This window comes from Longimicrobium sp. (assembly GCF_036280135.1).
Lineage (GTDB): Bacteria > Gemmatimonadota > Gemmatimonadetes > Longimicrobiales > Longimicrobiaceae > Longimicrobium.
Map to the genome: position 1 here is coordinate 1 of NZ_DASURI010000136.1, position 3,161 is coordinate 3,161.

General features: G+C 72.2%; 3 protein-coding genes. All 3 read right to left on the minus strand.

The annotated features are described in order from the left end of the window. A partial coding sequence (locus tag VFZ20_RS04195) for an alpha/beta hydrolase-fold protein (RefSeq protein ID WP_329682577.1) occupies positions 1 to 319 on the minus strand: 319 nt, incomplete at its 3' end. Beyond that, positions 316 to 966 (minus strand): hypothetical protein, encoded by a 651-nt coding sequence (locus VFZ20_RS04200; RefSeq protein ID WP_329682578.1) that lies wholly within the window; start codon positions 964 to 966, stop codon positions 316 to 318. The genes VFZ20_RS04195 and VFZ20_RS04200, both read right to left, overlap by 4 nt. A 10-nt stretch (positions 967 to 976) precedes the next feature. After that, the gene (locus VFZ20_RS04205) at positions 977 to 3,010 is read right to left on the minus strand and encodes a glycoside hydrolase family 97 protein (protein ID WP_329682579.1); all 2,034 of its coding nucleotides are present in this window, start codon (positions 3,008 to 3,010) and stop codon (positions 977 to 979) included. Positions 3,011 to 3,161 lie beyond the last annotated feature (151 nt).

Here is a 3,161-nt window from a genome sequence, read left to right on the forward strand (position 1 = left end):
GGCCGGCCGCCACGAGCGAGTCCAGCGTCTCGTCCACCCGCCAGTCACCGTACGCGCCCGGGGTGAACAGGTTCTGCCCGTCCTGCAGGTAGAGCACGGGATACCGCGCGTCGCCCCCGTCGTAGCCCGGCGGCAGGTACACGCGCACCGTCCGCTCGCGGTCGCCCAGCTGCGGGATGGTGACGGTGAACGTGTCGATGCGGCTCGCCGCCCGCGCCGCGTCCTGCGCCGGCGCGTCCGCTGCGTGCAGGCTCATCGCCGCCGCGAGCAGCAGGAGCGTCCGAGGGATTCCGTTGAAGCGCATCGTCGACGTGCTCATCCGATGGACCAGAGGTACCACTCGCCCGTCAGGTGGCGCCCGCGGGGCGCGGCGCACGCGTCCGCCGCCTCGCGCGGACAGTGCAGGATGCCGCGCCGCTTGCCGATCCACGAGTCGGTCGTGAACACGGTCGCCGGCCCGTCCTTCCAGGCGTCGAACGCGCCGAACTCGCGCATGGACGCCTCCAGCACGACGCAGTCGGCGGACGGCAGGCCGGGAAGGCGCGCGCAGAGGGGCTCGGCGCTCCACGTGGGCCCGGTGCCCGCGACGGGCTCCATCAGCCGCACCGCGTCCGCCATCACGCCGCGGTGCGTCCAGACCAGCACCCGGTAGGACAGTTCTCCCATCTCCGGGGCCAGGGCCACGACGCCCCCGCAGCCCACGACGGCCGCGACGGTCGCCATCAGCGCGGCCCGTCCGCTGAGAAAGACGAGCATCAGCCAGCCGAACCCCACCAGGAACAGGCCGGCGAAGAACAGGAGGAGCGACGCCCCGTGGCTGAACGCGGTACCCAGGAAGGACGCCGCCAGCGACGCCACGCCGACCCCGAGAAAGCGGGGACCCAGCGTGGGGCGCCGGTCGCCGGCCGCCAGCCCATTGCGGACGGGCGGCGGCGCGGGCGCGTCGAGCGAGGCGGCGGTGTTCATCCGGGCCGCCTCAGTCCGCGGGGCGGATGCGGATGGCCTGCCCGCCGCCGGGCGCCATCTCGATGCGCAGCGTGCTCCCCGCGTCCACGTCCTGCCGAGAGATCGTCACCGGCAGCGGATTGTCGCGCCAGTCGGCGCCGGGGCCGTCCGCATAGATCTCCGCCACGTAGCGCCGCCCGGCGGGGAGGAAGGAGAGCGGCACGTCGAAGCTCCGCGCCTCCTCGTCCGTGATGGCGCCCACGAACCACTCGTCCTGCCCCTTTTCCTTGCGCGCCACGATCACGTGGTCACCGATGCGCCCGTTCAGCACGACCGTCGTGTCCCAGTCCACGGCCACGTCCCGGATGAACTGGAACGCCGGCTGGTCCGCGTAGTTCTCCGGCAGGTCCGCTGCCATCTGCAGGGGCGAGTAGAGCACCACGTACAGGGCCAGCTGCTTGGCCAGCGTCGTCCGCGGACGGGCGTCCTCCGGGCGGCGGGGCGTGCCCGTGGGGCGCTGGATGAGCAGGTCGAAGATGCCGGGCGTGAAGTCCATGGGCCCGGCCAGCATCCGCGTGAAGAAGAGGATGGTCTCGTGCTCCGGCGGGTTGCCGCCTTCACCGCCCCACGCGTTGTACTCCATCCCCCGCGAGCCCTCGCGCGACAGCATGTTGGGCCAGGTGCGGCGCTCGCCCGTGTCCTTGATGGGCTCGTGCACGTTGACCATGATGCCGTGCCGGGCCGCCGTCTCGATCACGCGGCGGTGGTGGCGCACCATGTACTGCGACTGGTGCGCGTGTCCGTGCTCCGTCTTGTCGCCCACGTAGCCCGTCTTGACGGCACGCACGCCCACGCGCTCGTACAGCGCCATGGCCGAGTCCAGCTGGCGCTCGTAGTTCTCGATCTTGGTCGCCGTCTCGTGGTGGCCAATGAGCGTCATCCCCCGCGCGCGGGCGTACGCGGCCAGGCCCGGCAGGTCGAAGTCCGGATACGGCTGCGTGAACGAGAAGGTGGCCTGCATGGTGTTGAACCAGTCCACGTCCCAGCCCAGGTTCCACCCCTCCACCAGCGTGCCGCCCAGCCCGTTGGCCGCGGCGAAGTCCATGTAGCGCTTGACGTTCTCCGTCCGCGCGCCGTGCGTGGGGCCCGATCCCCACGTCTCGGTGTTGATGTGCATCCCCCACCACACGCCGTTGTACTTCATGGGCGTGATCCAGCTGGTGTTGGCGATGCGGCTGGGGGGGTTGAGCTTGAGCGTGAGCAGCGACGGGGCCAGGTCCTCGGGCCGGTCCGCCACCTGGATGGTGCGCCACGGCGTGACGAACGGCGCCGTCCCGCGCACGGCCACGCCGTCGGCCCAGCGGGCCAGCGTGGAGCGAAGGACACGGTTCTGCGTGCGCGCCAGGTACATCCCCGCGTAGTCCACGAGGTTGGCCTCGTGGATGACGACCTGCGTGCCGTTGGTGTACTGCAGCGTGAGCGGCGTGTGCACGGTGTCCAGGCGGCTGACGGGGCTGGACGAGTAGAGGATCTCCTGCCGGTCCGGCTCCGGCTGGTTGCCGGGGATCCACCAGGCGCGGGCGTTGTCGGCCAGGGCGAACTCCGTGAGCTCCTCCATCATCTCAAAGGCGCCGAAGCGCTCGCCCAGCTCGTAGCGGAAGGCCACGCCGTCGTCGAACGCGCGCAGGACGAGGTCGAAGGCGCGGGCCTGGCCGCCGGCCTCGGCCACGTGCACGCGCAGCTCGTTGTGGTGGTCGCGCACGTGCGCCACCTCCCCCCAGGGCTGGGTCCACGTCTCGTCGGCGCTGTCGCGCGCGGCGCCGGTTACGCGCAGGGCGCCCAGCGTGTCGCCGCCGCGGAACTCGAAGCCCAAGCGGGAGGGCAGCATCACGGGCTGGCCGTCGCGGGAGACGCGGTAGAACAGGCGCCCGTCGCGCGGCTCGATGCCGATGACGTTGCGCCCGTCGGGCGACCGCACGCTCATGGTGTCCTGCTGCGCCGCCGCCGGCGCGGCCGCCACGGCCAGCGCCAGGCCCATCCCCCACGCACGCAACCGCTTCTGCATCTGCACTCTCATCCCGTTCGCTGTCGTCGTGTCTTTCCCCAACTCCGCGCGTGGCGGCGTTCCTCGCGCCGGGCCCGTGCACGTCCCGTCTCTCTGCCGATGAGCGAGCCCCGCGCGGGCGCCCCCTCCGGGCTCGCGGAGCTCGCCCACC

Excerpts from the sequence above, each read along its gene's own strand:
- VFZ20_RS04200 (WP_329682578.1), bottom strand. The coding sequence starts at position 966 with ATGAACACCGCCGCCTCGCTCGACGCGCCCGCGCCGCCGCCCGTCCGC.
- VFZ20_RS04205 (WP_329682579.1), bottom strand. The coding sequence starts at position 3,010 with ATGCAGAAGCGGTTGCGTGCGTGGGGGATGGGCCTGGCGCTGGCCGTG.